This window comes from Bradyrhizobium sp. MI1.7 (genome assembly GCF_055811795.1).
On the sequence record NZ_JBVVPO010000013.1, the window covers coordinates 36,178 to 56,267 of the forward strand.

General features: G+C 64.1%; 18 protein-coding genes, 1 pseudogene and 1 riboswitch. Of the genes and pseudogenes, 11 read left to right on the forward strand and 8 right to left on the reverse strand.

All coding sequences use genetic code 11. The features are described from left to right. Positions 1 to 16: 16 nt before the first annotated feature. From AC0L3X_RS14835 to AC0L3X_RS14845, 3 genes are all read right to left on the reverse strand, one after another. A complete protein-coding gene (locus AC0L3X_RS14835; protein ID WP_063984579.1) occupies positions 17 to 1,093 on the reverse strand; it encodes a Cj0069 family protein in 1,077 nt (358 codons plus the stop codon). A gap of 160 nt (positions 1,094 to 1,253) precedes the next feature. Beyond that, positions 1,254 to 1,661 (reverse strand): GFA family protein, encoded by a 408-nt coding sequence (locus AC0L3X_RS14840; protein WP_063984578.1) that lies wholly within the window; start codon positions 1,659 to 1,661, stop codon positions 1,254 to 1,256. 138 nt (positions 1,662 to 1,799) lie between these two features. Next, entirely contained in the window at positions 1,800 to 4,148 is a 2,349-nt protein-coding gene (locus tag AC0L3X_RS14845; RefSeq protein ID WP_231144429.1) for a TonB-dependent receptor, read from the reverse strand. A gap of 200 nt (positions 4,149 to 4,348) precedes the next feature. Further along, a riboswitch (cobalamin riboswitch) is annotated at positions 4,349 to 4,556 on the reverse strand. Positions 4,557 to 4,787: 231 nt separating this feature from the next. Between AC0L3X_RS14845 and AC0L3X_RS14850 the strand changes: the two genes are divergently transcribed. The 4 genes from AC0L3X_RS14850 (at position 4,788) to AC0L3X_RS14865 (ending at position 10,333) form a co-directional block, all read left to right on the forward strand. Continuing rightward, positions 4,788 to 5,153 carry a hypothetical protein gene (locus tag AC0L3X_RS14850; RefSeq protein WP_063984576.1) on the forward strand — a complete coding sequence of 122 codons (366 nt, stop codon included), beginning with the start codon at positions 4,788 to 4,790 and terminating at the stop codon, positions 5,151 to 5,153. A gap of 102 nt (positions 5,154 to 5,255) precedes the next feature. Then, positions 5,256 to 5,648 carry a FixH family protein gene (locus AC0L3X_RS14855; RefSeq protein ID WP_063984575.1) on the forward strand — a complete coding sequence of 131 codons (393 nt, stop codon included), beginning with the start codon at positions 5,256 to 5,258 and terminating at the stop codon, positions 5,646 to 5,648. Between the two features lie 84 nt (positions 5,649 to 5,732). Next, entirely contained in the window at positions 5,733 to 7,166 is a 1,434-nt protein-coding gene (locus tag AC0L3X_RS14860) for an efflux RND transporter periplasmic adaptor subunit (protein WP_063984574.1), read from the forward strand. Next, on the forward strand, positions 7,163 to 10,333 hold the full coding sequence (locus AC0L3X_RS14865; protein ID WP_063984573.1) for an efflux RND transporter permease subunit: 3,171 nt from the start codon (positions 7,163 to 7,165) through the stop codon (positions 10,331 to 10,333). The genes AC0L3X_RS14860 and AC0L3X_RS14865 overlap by 4 nt, the downstream gene beginning before the upstream one ends. Before the next feature lie 76 nt (positions 10,334 to 10,409). On the opposite strand, the gene arsC is transcribed toward AC0L3X_RS14865, so the two are convergent. Genes arsC through AC0L3X_RS14885 form a run of 4 tightly spaced genes read right to left on the reverse strand, consistent with a single transcriptional unit; the run spans position 10,410 to position 12,409 of the window. Continuing rightward, entirely contained in the window at positions 10,410 to 10,829 is a 420-nt protein-coding gene (gene arsC / locus AC0L3X_RS14870) for an arsenate reductase (glutaredoxin) (protein ID WP_063984572.1), read from the reverse strand. Continuing rightward, positions 10,826 to 11,527, reverse strand: coding sequence for an aquaporin (locus AC0L3X_RS14875; RefSeq protein WP_063984571.1), 702 nt, complete (start codon positions 11,525 to 11,527; stop codon positions 10,826 to 10,828). Before AC0L3X_RS14875 ends, arsC begins: the two co-directional genes overlap by 4 nt. Further along, positions 11,527 to 12,054, reverse strand: coding sequence for an arsenate reductase ArsC (locus AC0L3X_RS14880; protein WP_063984570.1), 528 nt, complete (start codon positions 12,052 to 12,054; stop codon positions 11,527 to 11,529). The genes AC0L3X_RS14875 and AC0L3X_RS14880 overlap by 1 nt, the downstream gene beginning before the upstream one ends. Then, complete coding sequence (locus tag AC0L3X_RS14885) at positions 12,047 to 12,409, reverse strand: ArsR/SmtB family transcription factor (protein WP_063984569.1); 363 nt, start codon at positions 12,407 to 12,409, stop codon at positions 12,047 to 12,049. Before AC0L3X_RS14885 ends, AC0L3X_RS14880 begins: the two co-directional genes overlap by 8 nt. 98 nt (positions 12,410 to 12,507) lie before the next feature. On the opposite strand from AC0L3X_RS14885, the gene AC0L3X_RS14890 reads away from it, so the two are divergent. The 5 genes and pseudogenes from AC0L3X_RS14890 to AC0L3X_RS14910 all read left to right on the forward strand — a co-directional run bounded on the left by AC0L3X_RS14890 (position 12,508) and on the right by AC0L3X_RS14910 (position 16,957). Next, entirely contained in the window at positions 12,508 to 12,708 is a 201-nt protein-coding gene (locus AC0L3X_RS14890; protein ID WP_080586512.1) for a GDCCVxC domain-containing (seleno)protein, read from the forward strand. A gap of 91 nt (positions 12,709 to 12,799) precedes the next feature. After that, positions 12,800 to 13,117 carry an ArsR/SmtB family transcription factor gene (locus AC0L3X_RS14895; protein WP_063986549.1) on the forward strand — a complete coding sequence of 106 codons (318 nt, stop codon included), beginning with the start codon at positions 12,800 to 12,802 and terminating at the stop codon, positions 13,115 to 13,117. Positions 13,118 to 13,167: 50 nt separating this feature from the next. Then, a pseudogene (locus AC0L3X_RS14900) lies at positions 13,168 to 14,539 on the forward strand (NAD(P)-binding domain-containing protein). Next, a complete protein-coding gene (locus AC0L3X_RS14905; protein WP_063984567.1) occupies positions 14,536 to 15,756 on the forward strand; it encodes an MFS transporter in 1,221 nt (406 codons plus the stop codon). Before AC0L3X_RS14900 ends, AC0L3X_RS14905 begins: the two are co-directional and overlap by 4 nt. Before the next feature lie 28 nt (positions 15,757 to 15,784). Further along, positions 15,785 to 16,957 (forward strand): MFS transporter, encoded by a 1,173-nt coding sequence (locus tag AC0L3X_RS14910; protein ID WP_063984566.1) that lies wholly within the window; start codon positions 15,785 to 15,787, stop codon positions 16,955 to 16,957. Positions 16,958 to 16,964: 7 nt separating this feature from the next. Here the strand turns inward: AC0L3X_RS14910 and AC0L3X_RS14915 are convergent, their stop codons facing one another. Beyond that, positions 16,965 to 17,747: a sulfite exporter TauE/SafE family protein gene (locus AC0L3X_RS14915; RefSeq protein ID WP_063984565.1), complete on the reverse strand. Its 783-nt coding sequence runs from the start codon at positions 17,745 to 17,747 to the stop codon at positions 16,965 to 16,967. A 708-nt stretch (positions 17,748 to 18,455) separates the two neighbouring features. On the opposite strand from AC0L3X_RS14915, the gene AC0L3X_RS14920 reads away from it, so the two are divergent. Together AC0L3X_RS14920 and AC0L3X_RS14925 are read left to right on the forward strand one after the other, a co-directional pair. Further along, positions 18,456 to 19,352 (forward strand): DUF1259 domain-containing protein, encoded by an 897-nt coding sequence (locus AC0L3X_RS14920; protein ID WP_063984564.1) that lies wholly within the window; start codon positions 18,456 to 18,458, stop codon positions 19,350 to 19,352. 25 nt (positions 19,353 to 19,377) lie between these two features. Further along, positions 19,378 to 19,974, forward strand: a complete 597-nt coding sequence (locus AC0L3X_RS14925; RefSeq protein WP_231144430.1) for a superoxide dismutase — start codon at positions 19,378 to 19,380, stop codon at positions 19,972 to 19,974. The last annotated feature ends 116 nt before the right edge of the window (positions 19,975 to 20,090 follow it).

Below are 20,090 nucleotides of genomic sequence, written 5' to 3' on the forward strand. Positions count from 1 at the left end.
GAAGCCGGGCCGCCGGTTATGCGCCCGAACGCACTGCTTGAGTCCGGAGCAAGCGGTGCTTCACCGTTCGGGCGATTGCCGCCGGCGCGTCGTCGGGAATCGCAAAGCATGAGCTCGCGTTGATTTCGCACAGGACGTAGGTGTCGGTACCGGCGGCGTCGCGGGGCCCGTACAGGAAGTCGGCGTCCCAGATCACCGGCAGCGACGGTTCGTCGATGCCGAGCGTGTCCATCAGCTGCGGCGTCCATTCGTCCTCCATCGATCTTCGGAGCGCCTGGAATTGCGGAGCATCGGGTCCGTGCATGATCCGTGGGCCCGGCTGCGCCTCAGGTGCGTCGGGGCCTTCCGGCGGCGGGATCAGCGCCTTGATCAATTGATGCCCGAAGCCCACGACCTCAGCGCCGCTCATGTAGCAGCGGATCATGCCGTCGGGCAGGCGGGGTTGGAACGCCTGGTCGATGATGCAGCCGCCCCATCCGAAATACGGTTCGCAGCGGGCGAGCAAGGCATCGAGCGGCATGTCCTCGGGTAGACTGCCGCGTTGGGCATGCAGCACGCGAACCATGGCGTCCGCGTTGGGCAGGGCCTCCACCTTCCACACCCCTTGGCCACCATTGCCGCGATTTTGCTTGAGCACGCGCGGACCGTTCGCCTGAAGGCGCGAAGGAAATTCGGCGCGGAAGCTTGCGGCGGTGTCATAGCGATGCGTGTCGGCTCCCCAGCCGAGATGACGCGTTCGGTAGAGCACGTCCTTGACGCCCATCTTCAGGATCACGTCGGGATGTGCGCTCACCCATGGCCCTTGCGCCGCAACGTCGCGAAGCAGCGGGTCGAGGGCCTCGCGCGTCTTGCCCTGATGGATCGGATCGACCCAGACGAGCACGCCATCGACGGCGAGCAGTTGATCGCGGACGGCGTCGGCGAAGATCTCGTCGTAGATCACCGGCCGGGCTTCGATGCCGACCGCGGCGAGTGCTTCGAAAACGCGGACGAAGCGGCTGTTTTGTGCCGTCGTGTCCCGGCGCGCGGCAGCGTCGCCGCGGGAGAGGATGGCAACGGTAGGGCGGAGAGGAGGGTGGCGTTCGGTATCCATGCGCAAGCTCCACGAATGGCGTGCTGCGCAGAGCTTGGACCGAGGTCTCACGGGGAGTCTGCTTCGTCCCCACGCCGATCAATCTACGTGAGATCGTCCGGCCGTTGCAAGATGGTGTTTGTGCGGTTCCATCCAGACGGCGAACGCTTCGCGCGCGCCGCTACGGTGGCGGAGGATAGCGGTCGAATGTCGGCAGTTCGTGCGCGCGCTCCATCCATCGAAGGCGCTCTGCGACCTGGATGTGCATCGTCGCCGGTACGGCATCGGGATCGTCGTAGGTCGCGCTCTGGACGTCGATGACCCCGGGTAACATGTCGGCATTGACATAAAACAGGCCGGTTCCGCAGTCGCCGCAAAAGTGCCGCCAGGCATGTTCCGAGGAGTGATACACCTTGGGCTCGCCCTTGGTCACCTTGACGGCATCGTCCGCGTACATCGTCCAGCCGACGACGGGAGCGCCCGCGTGAAGCCTGCAATCGCGGCAGTGACACAGCGCGTGCACGATCGCTTCGCCCTCGACCTGATAGCGGATTGCGCCACAGTGACAACCGCCGGTGATGGTGCTCATGCGTTCCTCCCGATGGAAGCGAGGTTTCGTTGATCGATAGCTCTCGAGACCCGCGGCTTCAACGGCGCAATCGATTTGCGATTGCGTCCTACTGTCGCGTGACACCTCCCGCCACGGCGCGGACGAGGTGATCCGCGACTACCACTTGAACGAAGCCGCGACCTCGTAGCTGCGCGGCGCGCCCAGGATGATCTGGTCGGTGTAACCCGGATCGCCCCAGGCCGCGTAGAGCTTGTTGGTCAGGTTCCTCACGCGAAAGCTGATCCGGGTCTGGTCGACGCCCGGGAAATAGGCTTTTGGAATATCGACGAACGCGTATGCGTCGAAGATCGTGTAGGCGTCCATCGTGACCAGATTGTCCTGGAAGTTGAAGCGGTCGCCGACGTGACGGACGAGGCCGCCGATCTCCACCGGCAGCTTCGTGTCGAAGCGATAGGAGGCGCCGGCGTTGGCGATGAAGTTGGGAACGTTGGGCGGCGTCTTGCCCGAATAGGACTGGAAGTCGCCATTGCCGTCGACATAGGTGAAGTCGATGAAGCGCGACTGCACGAAGGCGACGTTGCCCCATAGTTTCAGGCCCGCGACCGGATTGACCGCGGCGGCAATCTCGACGCCCTTGGAGGCCATCTTGCCGGCGACGTTGAAGAGGATGCCGCTTTCGGGGACGTAGACGTTCTTGCGCTCGATGTCGAAGGCCGAGAGCGTGGCCTCCGCGCGCTTGTCGGCCGACAGCAGCTTCACGCCGGTCTCGTAGGTTCGCGACGTCGTGAGCAGCAGCGGCGTCGTGGGCCTGAGGATGAAGATGTTCGCGACCGTCGGGTCCGCCGCCGTCGCGTACTGGCCGTAAAGCATCACGCCGGGCGCGATGTCCCAGGTGTAGCCGATGCGTCCGGTGACCGGATTGAACGTCTTCGAGAAAGGATAGCTGGCTTTCAGGAGGCCAGTCTCGTCGAAGCGGGTCCGCGACAGCTCGATATTCTCAAAACGGATGCCGCCGATCAGCGCGAAGGTCGAGGTCAGCTTGAGCCGGTCCTCGAACGACAGCGAGGTGGTGTCGAGATGGGTGTAGATCTTCTCGTCGCTGCGCGGGCCGTAGAGGCCGCGGTCCGGATTGAGGAGATCGACGTAGTCATTGAAGAACAACGTGTCCTGCGAGACGTTGAACTGGTTGCTGCTCGCCGCCACGGTGGCGACGAAGCGATTGTCCATTCCGGCGACGTTGGAATTGACGGTGAGGTCGGTGATGTTGCCGTAGAGCCGCTGCGCGTGATCGAGCGCCAGGCGCTCGCGGTAGATGCTCTGCGCGCCTGCGAAATTGCCTACGGTCTGGTCGAACGACGAGATCTCGTTGTTGAACCAGTGCCGGTGGGCGTCATAGCCGTAGACTTGGCTTTTCAGCGAGATGTTGTTGGTGATGTCCCATTGAAAGCCGCTGCGCAGCCAGAGCTCGTTGGCGCCGCTGTGATTGTCGAGCACGTTGTAGTTCGTGGTCAGCGTGCGCGCGTCGATGGTGACCGGGACCGGCGTGCCGCCGCCGAGGTAATAGTTGCTCCAGACGCCGGACACGATGCCGTACGTCGGCACGATGCCCGGCGCGTTCGCCGGCACCAGCGGCGTCCCCCAGTAGAAGCGGTCGTTGTCCTGCCTGTATTCGGTTGCGCCCCAGATCTTCAGGTTCTCGTTGACGCGATAGTTCAGCTGGCCCGAGACGTTGCTGAGCTTCGAATAGGTGTCGTCGATAAAGCCCTTGTTGTTGAAATGGCTGATATCGAAGCGGTAGTCGAGGCCGTTGATCAGCGTGCTGCCGCCCGATCCGTAACCGGCGCGATAGCCGTTGAAGGAATCGTAGGAGGTGAAGGCGTCGTTGACGATTGGTCCGGTGTGCGGCGCCTTGTTCACGTAGTTGATGGCGCCGCCGGTCGCACCGAGGCCCGCCACCAGCGAGTCCGGTCCCTTGATGATCTCGACCTGCTGGAGGCCAGCCACGTCCATGGGACGGCCGGTCATGGTCGACGGCCCGATCGGGATGCCGTTGTAGAGCGTGGAGATCTGGTCGCCGGAAAAGCCACGCATCGAGAAGATGGCGGGCGCGCCGGGCGCATCGCCGCCGGTGACGCCGACTGCAGCCTTGGCGACGTCGGTCGTGGTCCGGATGCCCAGGTCCTGCATCGTCCGCTGACTGATGACCTCGACGGTCGCCGGCATCTCGCGCGCCGTGATGCCGAGCCGGGAGCCGACATCGGTGACGGCTGCCGTGTTGAGCGGCGTCTGCACCGGGCCGCTCGGAGCTTGCGTGGCCGGAACGGCGACAGCAGGGGCGCCACGATTGCGTCCCGCGGCGCGCCGGGCGGCGCGCTGCTTCTGAGTGCCGGGGCTGACGGCAGGAGCCTGTCGCGGCGCAGGCGGCGACACGATCACCGGGCCGACCTCCCGGGAGCGGTTGTCCTGCGCCGCGCTTTGCGCGAGCGCCGCGGACGACAAGGACACCGACGAGAGCAGAGTAATCAGGAAAGCACGCGATAACGCTGGCCTTGCGCCAGCACGGAAATGAAAATGTTGCACAACAACGCTCTGCGGCGACGCAAACAAACCGTCACCGCGGTTGCCTTAGTCATCCACCTTCGCCCCAGGCGGCGGATGCACCGGCTACTTGTCCGACATCAGGGCACCCCGCCCAATGCGTTCGCGCGTGACCATGGCTGGCAGCAGGTTTCCTGGCTCGCGGGTCATCGCCTTCGACCACCTTCCCAGAGGCCCAAGCGGGGCTCCAGTGGTTTGTTTGGTCGTCGACTATCCGCCTACAGTTGCGGGGGCAGCCGCGGAATTGCCCACTGAGGTGGACGCACCGCATTCCCTTGAAGAGTCCTTGCGGACACTACCGATCACGAAACTGGCATCAGGGGATGAGCGCGTCAACATCCGCGCGGGCTGCTGGACGGGCTGGTCGGTCGATGGTGGCCTTGTGTTGCTGTTTTGCACGATAGTCCGAAGGACCGCGTCGAAACGTCCAACCCGGCCTCCGGACCAGCCTGGGTAACGAACGCTTGACCACGATCAATGACTGCCTTTGGTGCCCGAATATGCTACTGAGGCCGAGTTCCGGCCTGACAAAGTAAGTCGATATTGATGCAGTTCGTCCGTACCATCCTGGCAGTCGCCATCGCCATATCCTTGGCGATGCTGCCGGTTGGCGCGTCCGCGGCGAACCTCGCAATGTCGTCGGATGGCATGCAGACGGCCATGCACATGAGCGGCGACGCCGACATGTCGATGGACGATTGTTGTCCCGACATGAAGGGAACAGGCTCCCATAGCGGCGGCTACAAGTGCGGGATGGGCTTCTGCTGCGTCGGTGGGATCATCGCGCTCGGTGATGTCAGGCCCGTGGCGTTCGAGCGTCTCGCCGTCATGGCCAGCACGTTGGCTATTCCCCCGGATCAGGTCGTTTCCTTCCGCGGCGGCAGTCCTCCTTTCCGACCTCCTCGAATCTGATCTCGCAAAGCCCGAGACGCGAGCGGCATGCCTGCTCGCGACGACGACTGACGTGCGCGCTTCACGCGCCACGGCGAAAGATCAATTCATGAGGACAAGACAATGCTTTCCAAAATCCGCACCGCGGCTCTCGCCGCCACCCTTTCGCTTGCCGCTTCAGCCGCGATGGCGGGCGCGGGCGACTACGCCTTCGAGCCCGTCACTCCGCAGATGAGGAAGGGCGAAGACGTCACGCTCGCCGTTCGCCTGACGAACAAGCAGTCCGGCAAGCCGATACCGGACGCAGTCATCTTCAAGACCCGCCTCGACATGGCCCCGGACGGGATGGCCGAGATGGAATCGGCGGTCGCGCCGCTGCCGTCCAGGGAGCCTGGTGTGTACGCCTTCAAGACGGACCTGCCGATGGCTGGCCGCTACCAGATGACGCTGTCCGTGAAGGTGCAGGGCGAACCGGAGACCGTCACCGGCAAGGTGATCGTCACGGCGGTCAAGTGAGCGTTCGGGCGCTGCCCGGCAGCGCCCGACATTCCCCCTTTTCCTTCACACGGACGCGCGCTCCCGGGTGCGCGGATACACGACATGAAAACGCTGCGTCTCCTGACGGCACTTGCGCTGGGCGGCGGCCTGGTCCTGGCCGGCTACTACTGGCATTCGAACGGTGCGGGCTGGCTCGCTGAGGCCGACATATCATCGGCTGCGGCCGCCGCGGAGCGAACTCCGCTCTACTACCGCGATCCAAGCGGCGCGTCGCTCTGGTCTGCGGGTCCGAAGAAGGACGACCGCGGGCGGGACTATCTGCCGGTCTACGACGACGATGGAGCGGCCGTCGCGCCGGCGCTACCGAAGGCGCAAGCGGCTTCGCCGCGAAAAATCCTCTACTACCGCAATCCGATGGGGCTGCCCGACACGTCGCCCGTCCCAAAGAAGGATCCGATGGGGATGGACTATGTCGCCGTTTACGAAGGCGACGACACCGACGACGGCACGGTGAAGCTGTCGCCCGGCAAGATCCAGCGCGCGGGCGTGAAGTCCGAGCCCGTCACGCGGCGCTCGATCCGGGTCTCGGTGAAGGCGCCCGGCACGATCCAGCTCGATGAACGCCGCGTGTCGGTGATCGCGATGCGCGCCGAAAGCTTCGTGCAGAAGGTCGCCGACGTGACCACCGGCACGCGCGTGAAGGCCGGCCAGCCGCTGATGGAAATCTACAGTTCGGCGGTGGCGTCCGCAGCGGCGGAATATCTTGCGACGATCACCTCCAAGACGGTCGGCGGTGTCGAGATGTACGGCCGCGGCTCGCGACAGCGGCTGGTCAATCTCGACGTTCCCGAGTCCGTCATTGCGGAGATGGACAAGACGCACACCGCGCCCGTCGCCATACGCTGGTCTGCGCCGCGCGACGGGGTCGTGCTCGAACGCAATGCGATCGAAGGGATGCGGGCCAATCCCGGCGACGTTCTGTTCCGGATCGCGGACACCTCGGTGGTCTGGGCGCTGGTCGACGTGGCCGAGCGCGATCTCGGCAACATCGCGGTGGGGCAGTCAGTCGCGGTGCGCGCGCGCAGTTTCCCCGGCCGGACCTTCACCGGGACCATCGCCGTCGTCTATCCGCAGGTGAACCGCGACACGCGCACCGTTCGCATCAGGATCGAGCTCGCCAATCCGGACGCGGTGCTGCTGCCCGACATGTACGTCGATGCCGACATCGACACGGCCGATGCCGCGCCCGTCCTGGCGATACAGGACAGCGCGGTGCTCGACACCGGCAGCCGGCAGGCCGTGCTCGTCGACAAGGGGGAAGGGCGTTTCGAGCCGCGGGAAGTCAAGCTCGGCCGTCGCGGCGGCGGCTATGTCGAGGTGCGCCATGGTCTCGCGGACGGCGAGGCGGTGGTGACCTCCGCCAACTTCCTGATCGATGCGGAAAGCAACCTGAAGGCCGCGCTGAAGGGGTTTGGCGAGGCGGCATCCCAGGCCACCGACGCCGGCCCTGGCAATGCAACGGGAGATCACAAATGATCGCCCGCATCATCGCCTGGTCGGCGCGCAATCTGCTGCTCGTGCTGTTCGGCGCCGGCTTCGCGGCCGCCGCCGGCCTCTATGCCCTGGTTCACCTTCCGCTGGATGCGATCCCGGACCTCTCGGATACGCAGGTCATCGTCTACACCGAGTATCCCGGCCAGGCGCCGCAGGTGATCGAGGATCAGGTCACCTATCCGCTGACGACGGCGATGCTCACCGTGCCGAAATCGAAGGTCGTACGCGGCTTCTCGTTCTTCGGCGTCTCCTTCGTCTATGTGATCTTCGAGGACGGCACCGACATCTATTGGGCGCGGTCGCGCGTCATGGAATTCCTGAACGGCGCGGCGTCCAGGCTTCCCGCCGGCGTCACCCCGACCATCGGGCCCGACGCGACCGGCGTCGGCTGGGTCTACCAATACGCCGTCATATCGAAGGAATTGAACCTGGCGGACACGCGCACGATCCAGGACTGGAATCTGAAGTTCGCGCTGGCCAAGGCCGAAGGCGTCGCCGAGGTCGCCAGCGTCGGCGGCTTCGTCAAGCAGTACAACGTGGTCCTCGACCCGCAGCGGATGCGCGACCGCGGCATCAGCATGCAAAAAATACGTGAGGCGATCCGCGCCAGCAACGCCGACGTCGGCGGCCGCACCGTCGAGCTCTCCGAGTTCGAATACGTCATCCGCGGCAAGGGCTACATCAAGAGCATCAACGATCTCGGCAACATCGTGCTGAAGACGAGCAACGGCACGCCGGTGCTGCTGCGGGACGTCGCCAACGTCGAGCTCGGGCCCGACGAGCGGCGCGGCATCGCCGAATTGAACGGCGAGGGCGAGGTCGCAAGCGGCATCGTGCTGCAGCGGTTCGGCGTCAACGCCCTCGACGTCATCGAAAACGTCAAGAAGCGCTTCAGGGAGATCGCGAGCAGCCTGCCGAAATCGGTCGAGATCGTGCCGGTCTACGACCGGTCGAACCTGATCTACGCGGCGATCGATACCCTCAAGCATACCCTGTTCGAGGAGAGCATCGTCGTCGGGCTCGTCTGCATCGTGTTCCTGCTGCATGTCCGCAGCGCACTCGTCGCGATCCTGATGTTGCCGGTCGGCGTGTTGATGGCGTTTGGCGCCATGAAGCTGCTCGGGCTGGGATCGAACATCATGAGCCTGGGTGGCATCGCGATTGCGATCGGCGCCATGGTGGACGCCGCCATCGTCATGATCGAGAACGCACACAAGCACCTCGAACGGGCGGGGCCCGATCAGTCACGCGTGCAGGTTCTGATCGACGCGGCATCCGAGGTCGGCCCCGCGCTCTTCTTCAGCCTGTTGATCATCACCGTGTCGTTCATGCCGATCTTCACGCTGGAATCGCAGGAGGGCCGATTGTTCAGCCCGCTGGCGTTCACGAAGACCTTCTCGATGGCCGCCGCGGCGTTGCTGTCCGTCACCCTGGTGCCGGCGCTGATGGTGATCTTCGTCCGCGGCAGGATCGTCCCGGAGAGCAGGAACGTCATCAACCGCTTCCTGATCTGGGTCTACCGTCCCGTGATCAAGGGGGTTCTGCGCGCCAAGACGCCGGTCATCCTGGCTTCGCTCGTCGTGCTTGCGGTGACGATCTGGCCGGCGCGCCAGCTCGGCACCGAGTTCATGCCGGCGCTGAATGAGGGAACGCTGCTCTACATGCCAACGACGCTGCCCGGCATTTCGGTCACCAAGGCGGCCGAGCTGATGCAGATGCAGGACCGCATCATCAAGTCGTTCCCGGAGGTCGCTTCGGTCTATGGCAAGGCGGGACGAGCCGCCACTGCGACCGATCCCGCCCCGACAGAGATGTTTGAGACGATCGTCAACCTGAAGCCTAGGGAGCAGTGGCGTTCCGGCGTTACCGTCGACAGTCTCATCGCCGAGATGGACAAGGCGTTGCAGTTTCCGGGTGTCTCCAATGCCTGGACCATGCCGATCAAGGCACGTATCGACATGCTCTCGACCGGAATCCGCACGCCGGTCGGCGTCAAGGTCATGGGCAATGACCTCGCCGAGATCGACCGGCTCGCGAAGCAGATCGAACGCGTCATCAAGACCGTACCCGGCACCTCGTCGGCCTACGCCGAGCGTGGCATCGGCGGCTATTATCTCGAGATCGTTCCCGACCGTGAGGCGCTCGCCCGTTACGGCATCCTGATCCAGGACGTCCAGGACACCATCGCGGCCGCGCTCGGCGGTCAGACGGTCACGACGATCGTGGAGGGACGGCAGCGGTTCACCGTGAACATGCGCTATCCGCGCGACCTTCGTGACAACCCCAAGGCCATCGCCAGCGACATCCTGGTGCCGATGCCGTCGGGCGGCGCCGTGCCGCTCGGCGAGGTGGCGAAGGTCGAACCCGCGCGCGGGCCGACGTCGATCCGGACGGAGAACGGCCAGCTTGCGACCTACATCTACGTCGACATCCGGGATCGCGACATCGGAAGCTACGTCACTGACGCGCAACGCGCCGTGACGGAGAGCATCCGGTTTCCCGCCGGCACCTACGTCGTGTGGAGCGGCCAGTACGAATATCTGCAGCGCGCCGCCGCCCGTCTGAAGATCGTGGTGCCCGTGACGCTCACGATCATCTTCCTGCTGCTGTACCTGAACTTCCGGGCGATGACCGAGACGCTGATCGTGATGCTGTCGCTGCCGTTCGCGCTGGTCGGCGGCATCTGGATGATGTGGTGGCTCGGCTTCAACCTGTCCGTTGCCGTCGCGGTCGGCTTCATCGCGCTCGCAGGCGTCGCCGCCGAGACGGGTGTCGTCATGCTGATCTACCTCGATCACGCGCTGGCCGAGGTGAAGGCCAGATGCAGCGCCGAGGGGAGGCCACTGACGCGCCGGGATCTCCACGACGCCATCATGGTGGGCGCGGTCGAGCGCGTGCGGCCCAAAATGATGACGGTGGTTGCCATCATGGCCGGTCTGCTGCCGATCATGTGGAGCACCGGGGCCGGATCGGAGATCATGCAGCGCATTGCGGTGCCCATGATCGGCGGCATGACGTCATCGACACTGCTGACGCTGGTCGTGATCCCCGCAATTTTCGGCTTGGTGAAGGGCCGGGGGCTTCCATCGGGCGAACGATCGGCTCCTGCCGACGAATGGACCGCGCGCGCGTCGCAAGCCGCCGAATAGGCTGGGCGGAGGTCGTCTTCACGGCGACCTCCGCTCTGGCGTGAAAAAAACCGCGGCGGATTCCGACCGAGGAGCGTTAGGGGCGGTGAGTCGCCTGGCGCGCTTCGACCACCTCGCCATCTTCCTTCGTGAACCGGCCGACCGGATTGTCGAGGAGATCGACGACGGCTTCGGAAGGGCGGCACAAGCGCGTGCCCTTCGAGGTCACGACGATCGGGCGGTTGATGAGAATGGGATGCGCGAGCATCTGATCGATCAACTGGTCGTCGGTCCATTTGGGGTCGGCGAGGCCGAGCTCCTTGTACGGCGTGCCCTTCTCGCGCAGCAATCCGCGAACCGTGATGCCCATCGCTGCAATCAGCTGCTTGAGCGTCTCGCGCGATGGCGGGGTCTTGAGATATTCGATGACCGTGGGCTCCGCGCCGCTCTGTCGAATCATCGCCAGCGTGTTGCGCGAGGTGCCGCAATCGGGGTTGTGGTAGATCGTGACGTTCATCGGGTCGTCTCCGCGATTGGGACAGGGCCGCGCGACTTCGACTGTCCGAGCAGCCAGTTCATCAACAGCATGCCGGCGAATGCTCCGCAGAGCTCCGCAAGGATGAAACCGGGCAGGTCGGTCGGACGAATGCCCGAGAACGTGTTCGTCAGCGACCGCGCGATGGCCACCGCCGGATTTGCAAACGACGTGGAGGCCGTGAACCAATAGGCTGCCGTGATGTAAAGGCCCACCAGCCAGGGAACCGCCGTCCGCTGAAATCGGATGCCGGCCAGGATCGTCGCGACCAGACCGAAGGCGGCGACCGCTTCGGCGAACCATTGCGGCCCTCCCGTTCGAACCTTCGTCGAGAAATCGAGCAGGGGAAGTCCGAACATCAGATGCGCGGCCATCGTTCCCGCGATGCCGCCGGCGATCTGCGCGACCACGTAGAGCACGGCTTCGTTGACCGGAAGCTCGCGCTTGCCGGTGAAGACGAGGGTCACCGCGGGATTGAAATGCGCGCCGGAGATCGGACCGAGCACGGTGATCAGGACAACCAGAATGGCTCCGGTCGGCAGGGTATTGCACAGAAGCGCCAGCGCTACGTCCTTGGTCAGCGTCTCGGCCATGATGCCGGAGCCGACGACGGTGGCGACGAGAATGCCCGTGCCGAGCGCTTCGGCTGCGAGGCGCCGTGGAAGATCGAAATTGTCCATCAGCCGGCCTTCGGCGTTGAATGTGTTGCGCCCTGGGAGCGTCCGATCTCGCGCAGCTTGGTGCCGAGGGAGAGCTTGTCGATGCTCCTGAGCGGCAGGCTCACAAAGGTGTCGATCCGATTCTTGAGGTAGCGGAATGCGGTGACGAACGCTGCCTGTTTCTCCAGATCGGTACCTTCGGCTGCGGCGGGGTCCTCGATACCCCAATGTGCGGTCATCGGCTGTCCCGGCCAGATGGGGCAGGATTCACCGGCCGCATTGTCACAAACGGTGAAGACGAAATCCATCACCGGCGCATCGGGAGCGGCGAACTCCAGCCAGCTCTTCGAGCGCATCCCGTCGGCGGGGTAGTCCATGCTTTCCAGCGTGCGCAGCGCCAGCGGGTGCACCGCGCCTTTCGGCGCGCTGCCGGCGGAGAACGACTGAAAACGGCCGGCTCCGTCCTTGCGAAGGATCGACTCGGCGAGGATCGAGCGCGCCGAATTGCCGGTGCACAAGAACAAAACATTGTACATCTGGTCAGGCACGGCTTCGCTCCTTTCGCTTTGGCGAGCAGCAGGCTTGAAGGCTCTCGACAACCGGTTCGCAAACCTCCGGCCGGCCGCCGCAGCAATCCCGAAGCAGGAAAACCGCAACGTCCCTGAACTCCGCAAGGTTGGCGCGATAGACGATTGAACGGCTGTGTCGCTCGGAGGTGACGAGGCGGGCACGCGTCAGGATCGAGAGATGAGCCGAAAGCGTATTCGGCGGGACTTCCAGCAGACGTGCGAGGTCGCCGGCCGCAAGGCCATCGGGCTCGTGTCGGACCAGCGTCCGGAAGGCCTCCAGACGGGTCGATTGTGACAGGGCGGCGAGCGCCAGGACTGCTTCTTCAGTTTCCATATATCCAGATTTATAGAAATGATGATAAAGCGTCAATTGAATTTCCGAACTCGCCGCGCTTAGAATGCGTTGTGTCTTGCGATCGAGGAAAGCCGGCCATGCAAACCCAATCGGTGATCACGTGTCCGGTCTGTCATCACGCGTCAGCCGAAACCATGCCGACCGACGCCTGTCAGTTCTTCTACGATTGCAAGGGATGCGGGACCCGGCTCAAGCCGACGAGCGGCGATTGCTGCGTCTTCTGTTCGTACGGATCGGTCCCTTGTCCGCCGATCCAGCAGAACGGAAAGTGCTGCTGAAGCCGCTCCGCCGGGGGCGGTCGCATATATATATTTCCAATATTCTAGAAATACGGTTGACGGCGAGGGCGGATCGGCGCATCTTATGGTCATGAAGATCGACGACGCAGCAGCACGCTTGGAAGCCCTGGGTAACCGGACGCGGCTCCAGATTTATCGGGCGCTGGTCCGGGCTGGACAGCCGGGCATGCCCGTCGGTCGCTTGCAGGACAAGCTGAAGATCCCGGCATCGACGCTATCTCATCACATCAAGTCTCTGGTTGCGGTCGGGCTCATTAGTCAGGTCCGCGAATCCACGACCCTGGTCTGCCACGCGAACTACGACGGGATGCGGGGCCTGGTGGATTTCCTGGTGTCGGAGTGCTGTGCCGACGAAACCGAATGCAAGGATACCAAAACGGCGGCCTGATTTTTTTGGGCCGAATTATTCGATGATTCTAGAACAACGGGAGTAGCGAAATGAGCGACGGAAAGACAGTTGCCATTGTCGGGGCAGGGCCGGATCGGCCTGGCTGCGGGCGCGCACGTGCTCGAACGCGGCATGTCTCCCATCGTGCTCGAGGCCGGACCCGAAGCCGGACACGCCGTCCGCCAGTGGCAGCAGGTCCAGCTGTTCTCGCCATGGGAGTACAATGTCGACAAGGCCGCCGCGCGCCTGCTTGCACCGACGGGATGGAATTCGCCGGACCCGCAATCCTATCCGACCGGCGGCGAACTGCTCGATCGATACCTGACGCCGCTCGCGACGCGAACGTCGCTGCGCGATGTGATCCGGACCTCCAGCCGCGTCTCGGCCATCAGCCGCGTCGGCTTCGACAAGGCAAAGACCAGGGGGCGCGAGCAGGCGCCTTTTGAAATCCGCTATCAGAACGGCAAGGGGCCCGAGGTTCTGCGTGCAGACGCCGTGATCGATACATCAGGCACATGGTTCTCCCCCAATCCGGCCGGCCGCAACGGCCTGCCGGCGATCGGTGAATCCGAATGCGGCGACCGAATTGCCTACGGCATGCCGGATGTGCGGGGTGCCGGCCGTTCCAGATATGCCGGGAAGACTGTTGCGGTGCTCGGCGCGGGCCATTCTGCGGTGGGCACGCTGATCGATCTCGTGCATCTCGCCGACGAAGTGCCGGGTACGCAGCCCGTCTGGCTGTTGCGCGGCGCCGATCCCGCGAAGGCGTTTGGCGGCGGCCGTAACGACAAGCTCGCGGCGCGCGGCGAACTCGGCAGTGCCTTCGCCGCACTTGTTGCCTCCGGGAAGATCAAGGTCGAAACCGAATTCGGGGTGACGCACCTCTCGGACTCCGAAGGTCGCCTCAAGATCGCGGCAGGGTCCTGTTGCGGAGGGCGAAGCGTGGTCGTGGACGAACTGATCGTGTCGACAGGTTTCCGTCCTGACTTCTCGTTCCTGTCCGAACTGCGTTTGCGGCTCGATCCCGCCATCGAGGCACCGGTCGCCCTGGCGCCGCTGATCGACCCCAACGAGCATAGCTGCGGGACGGTGCGTCCCCACGGCGCGCGCGAGCTCGCGCATGATGAAGCGGGTTTCTACATGGCTGGCATGAAGTCGTACGGCCGCGCTCCGACCTTCCTGATGATGACGGGTTATGAGCAGGTTCGCTCGATTGCGGCCGACATCGCCGGCGACAAGGAGGCGGCGGCGAGGGTGGAGCTTGTGCTGCCGGAGACCGGCGTCTGCACACGTGGCGGTGTCGAGGCCGCCGGGACCGCATCGGGATGTTGCGGCGGGCCGGCGAAGGAGGATTTGTCCGCCTGCTGTGCTGCCGACGAAACGGCCAAGAAGGCCGGCGCTTCGGGGTGTGGTTGTTCATGAAGCAAGTTCTCGCGGGCCAAGCCCGAGGCCCGCTCGGCGTCGTCGCCGCGCTCGGCACCGCGCAAACGGTTGCATGGGCGTCGAGCTATTATCTCCCGGCCATCCTGGCTGCGCCGATTGCGCGCGATCTCGGTCTCGCGCCGACTTACGTGTTCGGCGCGCTGTCGGGAGCGCTCGTCATCTCTGGTCTGCTCGGCCCGCGCGTGGGGCATGCCATCGATACGTTTGGCGGGCGCAGCCTGCTTGCCATTTCGAACCTCGTGTTTGTGGCAGGCCTGCTCCTGCTGTCCGTGGCCCATGGCGTGGCGGTGCTGATTGCGGCCTGGACGTTGCTCGGGATCGGTATGGGCATGGGCCTCTATGAGGCGGCCTTTGCGACGCTTGCGCGCATCTACGGTACCAATGCACGACGAACCATCACCGGCATCACGCTGATCGCCGGTTTCGCCAGCACGCTCGGCTGGCCCCTCACGACCTGGCTCGCGTCGGAGTACGGCTGGCGCGTCGCCTGTCAGGTATGGGCGTCGATCCATATCGCTGTTGCGTTGCCGCTCAATCTCTCGCTGCCGCGCGCCGTCCCATTGGACCAACAGGCTCGACCGGGGCCGGGTGCAATCCAGCAATCCGGACGCCAGAGCGAGACCTTCGCGATGGTGCTGCTGGCTTACATGTTCGCGGCAGCTAGCTTCGTCAGTTCGGGCATCTCGGCCATTCTGCCGACCATGCTGGTTGCGTTCGGCGCCACACCGGCTCAGGCCTTGCTCGCGGGCGCGCTGGTTGGGCCTGCACAAGTCGGCGCGCGTCTGCTGGAAGCAGGATGGCTCGCCCGGTTTCACCCGCTGCTTTCGGCGAGGCTGGCCATGCTGATGAATCCGATCGGCGTCGTTGCGCTGGTGATGGGCGGACCCTTGCTCGCGTCGACCTTCACGGTGCTGTACGGAGCGGGCAACGGCATCATCACCATTGCCCGTGGGACGCTTCCATTGGCGCTGTTTGGGCCGGCCGGATTCGGCAGGCGGGTCGGCATGATCTCGCTGCCTTCTAGACTGACGGGTGCCGCCGCGCCGCTCGCACTGGGGCTGATGGTGGAGCACATCGGCAGCAGTGCGCTGTGGATCAGCGCGCTCGTCTCGGTCTCGGCCTTCTTCGCGCTCTTGCTGCTTCGTACGGAGCGGGCAAACTCAACGCCTCTCCAGGTAGGAGAACAAAATTCGTAAGTTCGGCGGTCGGTCTCTGATTGCGGTGATGTGCATTGGGCAGGTCGGCAACCTCCTGCCGCATGTGACCTTGTCCGCAAATCTGGCGCAGCATTTGATGCCGGAGTGGGGCCTCTCCGCTGCCGAAGGCGGCCTGATGGCGAGCGGTTATGCGTTCGGCTACATGCTCGCGGTGCCCGTGCTGACGACGTTGACCGACCGGATCGACGCGAGGATTGTCCTGCTCTGGGGCTCGATCGTCAGCGGGCTCGCGACCGCAGCGTTCGGAATCTTCGCGCAAGGGTTCTGGTCGGCCACCGCGATCTGGTCCCTTGCAGGGCTTGGATTTGCCGGCGCCTACATGCCGGGCCTGAAGGCGCTGACGGACCGGCTTCCCGCCGGCAACACCTCACGCGCCGTCACACTGTACACCTCGAGCTTCTCGGTCGGCGTTGGCCTCTCGTTCCTGGTCGCGCAACTGATCGCCGACCGCTGGGGGTGGCGCACCGCCTTCCTCGTCACCGGCCTCGGTCCCGTCGCCATGGTCGTCGCGTGCCTTCTGATGCGGGAGCAGCGGTCCGCGCCGAAGGCGGGACGTCTGCTCAACTTCGCACCCGTCTTCGCCAACCGCGAGGCGCTCGGTTACATCCTCGGCTATGGCGCGCACTGCTTCGAGCTTTACGGCATCCGCACCTGGCTGGTCGGGTTCTGGACCTTCGTCGTTGCGCACCAGGGCGCGCCGTCTTGGTTGAGTCCCGTCGTGCTGAGCTTCTGCTTCGCGGTGATCTCGATGCCCGCAAGCATCCTCGGCAACGAGGCCGCGCTGAAATTCGGCCGCCATCGGGCGATCACGATCGTCATGATCGCATCGGCCTGCGTCGCACTTATCATCGGCCTCAACGCGACGGCGCCGGCATGGGTGCTCGCACTGCTGCTGCTCGCCTATGGCCTGACCGTGCCCGCCGATTCAGGTGCGTTGACTGCCGGCATGTCTGCCGCGGCGACTTCCGAACATCGCGGTGCGACCCTGGCCTTGCATTCGACGGTCGGCTTCGGTCTGTCGGCGGTTGGAGCCTGGGGAACCGGCGCCGCGCTCGACGCCGCCGGCGGTCCGCAGAGCGCGACCGGCTGGCTGCTGGCGTTCATCGTTCTTGCGGCGGGAATTGCGTTGGGTCCGTTCGCGCTGCTCTGGGCGCGGATGGATCGAACGTATCACGCCTGAGCCAGCTCTACTCGTGCCGCCATATCTCCACGGCTGAGATGACCAGGATCACAGCCAATCCCGGCAAAAGAATCGAATTCGGGACAACGCCGAGCAGCAAGCCGCCGATGAATGTACCGACGATCGATCCGATCGCCATTGCAAGCATGAACTGCCAGTTGGCGCGGAGCACTGAAAAGCTTTGATCGCGGCTATAGCGCGCGAAGCCCACCAGCATCGTCGGAAGGCTTACCGCGAGTGAGAGGCTGCCTGCCAGCTTGACGTCCGCGCCGAACAGCAGGATCAGGGTGGGGATCAGGAATTCTCCACCGGCAACGCCGAGCAACGACGTCACGATGCCAATCACGAAGCCTGCCGCTACGCCCGCGATAATCAGGTACATGCCGGCTAGCGCCGGGGCGGTTGCTGCCGCAGTGCTGTGCGCGAACAGAAGCACACCTGCGATCAGCAGCAACAAGACGGCTATGATCTTGTAGAGCGTTTCGGATTTGAGGCGCGTCGCCCAGGATGCTCCGGCATAGGCGCCAACAAGGCTGCCAGCCAGCAGGTTCAGGATGACCGGCCAATGCGCATATATTTCGGCAAAGGGAACGGCGCGGGCACGAAATGGCAGCGCGCTGGCCACCACGATCAGGCTCGTCGCCTTGTTGAGGACCACGGCTTCAAGACCGCGAAACCTGAACAAGCTGATGAGCAGCGGCAGACGAAATTCAGCGCCCCCGAGGCCGATGAGGCCGCCCAAGGTACCGATGATTGCGCCCGAGCCGAACGCGGCGGAATTGTTTCGCATGGACACGACGGAAAAAATGCGCTGGTGCGCAAAACTGGACTTGCCCGTAATCCGTCGTGGCGGGGAGCTTCACACCTGCTTACGGCAGGGAGTGGGGCAGAGGAACAGGCTAGTCTAGAATCTCGGGCGTTGCAAACTTACGTCCACTCGGCTTCGAGTGGCAGGGGACGATGACGATCCTTCGATCATGGCTCGCTTTTCTCCGACATGAAACCGCGACGGATTGCTCCGCGCGGGTGTTACGAACTTTAGATGCTGCCTGTATGCGGGTCTTTTGCTCGACGTGCCAAAGGTTCCAAACCGTCGGCGCTATCCTCGTGACGTGCCTCCGATGACTTCTGCATTCCCCGACTTAAGCAGGTTGACAGTTCGGCCATCCGGGTTTTAATTCGCCGCTACGGGGATGTGCGATCTCCCCGTGAGGCGACATGCCCAAGTATCGCGTCCTTAATCACCAAGGGCGCAGCATGTCAGCATCATACATCCCCATTTCTTCCGGCAGATTATCTAGACTGATCGGCACGGCGAATACGCCGGCGCTTATCGATGCGCGCGTTGACGGGGACGTCTCAGCCGACCCCCGCCTGATACCCGGCGCCGGGCGACGCTCGCGCGACGTCCAGGATTGGGCCTCCCGCTTGATGGGCCGATGCGATCGATCTCGGGGCGTGATTAGCCGCAGCTGCTTCAAGACCTAGGAGCACATCAATGAGAAACACACTCTTCACGTTCATCGGTCTCGGCGCCTGCCTCCTTGGCTCGGTCTCGACGGCTCAAGCGCAGAACATCGACTGGCAGAAGGTTGACGAGACGCTGGGCCGCAAGCCCGCCGTTTCGGACGACGTCCACCGCTACGGCTTTCCCCGCAGCGATCTCTCCGTGACGTTGGACGGGGTGACGATCAAGCCGGCGCTGGCGCTCGGCGGCTGGGTTGCGTTCAAGCCTGGGCACGGCGGCGCCATGGTCATGGGCGACCTCGTGCTGCTCGAAACCGAGATCAATCCCGTGATGGCGAAGATGATCGCGAACGGCCTCGAGATCACCGCCATCCACAATCATCTGCTGCGCGCGAGTCCGGCGACGTTCTACATGCATGTTGCCGGGCACGGGGACCCGGTCAAGCTCGCCGCTGCGATCCACGATGCACTTGCCGAAAGCAAGACTCCATTGACCGTCGCAGCGCCGGCGAGCCCGCCGCCGGCCGTGGACCTAGACACCGCGAAGCTCGACCAGATTATCGGCAGCAAGGGACAGGTCAACGGAGGCGTCTACCAATTCAACGTGAAGCGACGTGATCCGATCACGCAAGATGGCATGCCATTGACCCCTGTCGCCCCAATGGGCGTTGCGATCGGTATCAACTTCCAGCCGACGGGGGGCGGGAAGGCGGCCATCACGGGCGACTTCGTGCTGACGGGCAACGAGGTCAACCTTGTCATTCTGGCGCTGCGCACGCACGGCATCGAGGTGACCGCGCTGCATAGCCACATGCTGGATGAGCAGCCGCGGCTTTTCTTCATGCACTTCTGGGCGAACGACGATGCCGTGAAGCTCGCCGAAGGCTTGCGCGCGGCCCTGGACAAGACTGCCAGCACGAAAAGTTGAGCCAAGGATTAGAAGGAGAAGCCCGATGCGTTACGAAGCCAAACCGATGCCGTTCGATCCAAAGTCGATCAGCGGAATCTCTGAAAAGGTGCTCGTCAGCCACTACGAGAACAACTACGGCGGAGCCGTGAAGCGGCTCAACGCGATTGGCGCGCAGCTCGCAGAGCTCGATTTCGCGAAGGCGCCGAACTTTCTCATCAACGGCCTGAAGCGCGAGGAGTTGATCGCAACGAACTCGATGATCCTGCACGAGATCTACTTCGACGGTCTTGGTGGATCCGAGAGGCCGAGCGGCGCTCTCGCCGATGCGATTGCGCGCGACTTTGGCAGCATCGAGCGCTGGCGTACGGAATTCGCGGCCATGGGCAAGGCCGAAGGCGGTGGCTCGGGTTGGGTGATCCTTGCCTATTCACCCCGTGACGGGCGGCTCATCAATCAATGGGCCGCAGATCATACCACAACGCTCGCCGGCGGTCGGCCGGTGCTGGTGCTCGACATGTATGAGCACGCCTATCACATGGATTTCGGCGCTGCCGCCGCCCGCTATGTCGACGTCTACATGGAGGCCATTCGCTGGGAGAACGCCGCCAAATTGTACGATCGATACGCCGGGGAATCCTGAAAGAGGCGGGAGGGGGGTAGGACGCCGAGGTATTGCCAAACGAGTGATCGATTGCGGGGACCCGCGACCTCCCCATCAGATGGATATCCATCCAAGTGCTCGCCTGCATTGTTCTT

What these genes read in the sequence shown, in the direction of transcription:
- AC0L3X_RS14835 (WP_063984579.1), bottom strand. Translation starts at nt 1,093, where the DNA reads ATGGATACCGAACGCCACCCTCCTCTCCGCCCTACCGTTGCCATCCTC.
- AC0L3X_RS14840 (WP_063984578.1), bottom strand. Translation starts at nt 1,661, where the DNA reads ATGAGCACCATCACCGGCGGTTGTCACTGTGGCGCAATCCGCTATCAG.
- AC0L3X_RS14850 (WP_063984576.1), top strand. Translation starts at nt 4,788, where the DNA reads ATGCAGTTCGTCCGTACCATCCTGGCAGTCGCCATCGCCATATCCTTG.
- AC0L3X_RS14855 (WP_063984575.1), top strand. Translation starts at nt 5,256, where the DNA reads ATGCTTTCCAAAATCCGCACCGCGGCTCTCGCCGCCACCCTTTCGCTT.
- AC0L3X_RS14860 (WP_063984574.1), top strand. Translation starts at nt 5,733, where the DNA reads ATGAAAACGCTGCGTCTCCTGACGGCACTTGCGCTGGGCGGCGGCCTG.
- AC0L3X_RS14865 (WP_063984573.1), top strand. Translation starts at nt 7,163, where the DNA reads ATGATCGCCCGCATCATCGCCTGGTCGGCGCGCAATCTGCTGCTCGTG.
- arsC (WP_063984572.1), bottom strand. Translation starts at nt 10,829, where the DNA reads ATGAACGTCACGATCTACCACAACCCCGATTGCGGCACCTCGCGCAAC.
- AC0L3X_RS14875 (WP_063984571.1), bottom strand. Translation starts at nt 11,527, where the DNA reads ATGGACAATTTCGATCTTCCACGGCGCCTCGCAGCCGAAGCGCTCGGC.
- AC0L3X_RS14885 (WP_063984569.1), bottom strand. Translation starts at nt 12,409, where the DNA reads ATGGAAACTGAAGAAGCAGTCCTGGCGCTCGCCGCCCTGTCACAATCG.
- AC0L3X_RS14890 (WP_080586512.1), top strand. Translation starts at nt 12,508, where the DNA reads ATGCAAACCCAATCGGTGATCACGTGTCCGGTCTGTCATCACGCGTCA.
- AC0L3X_RS14895 (WP_063986549.1), top strand. Translation starts at nt 12,800, where the DNA reads ATGAAGATCGACGACGCAGCAGCACGCTTGGAAGCCCTGGGTAACCGG.
- AC0L3X_RS14905 (WP_063984567.1), top strand. Translation starts at nt 14,536, where the DNA reads ATGAAGCAAGTTCTCGCGGGCCAAGCCCGAGGCCCGCTCGGCGTCGTC.
- AC0L3X_RS14910 (WP_063984566.1), top strand. Translation starts at nt 15,785, where the DNA reads ATGTGCATTGGGCAGGTCGGCAACCTCCTGCCGCATGTGACCTTGTCC.
- AC0L3X_RS14915 (WP_063984565.1), bottom strand. Translation starts at nt 17,747, where the DNA reads ATGCGAAACAATTCCGCCGCGTTCGGCTCGGGCGCAATCATCGGTACC.
- AC0L3X_RS14920 (WP_063984564.1), top strand. Translation starts at nt 18,456, where the DNA reads ATGAGAAACACACTCTTCACGTTCATCGGTCTCGGCGCCTGCCTCCTT.
- AC0L3X_RS14925 (WP_231144430.1), top strand. Translation starts at nt 19,378, where the DNA reads ATGCGTTACGAAGCCAAACCGATGCCGTTCGATCCAAAGTCGATCAGC.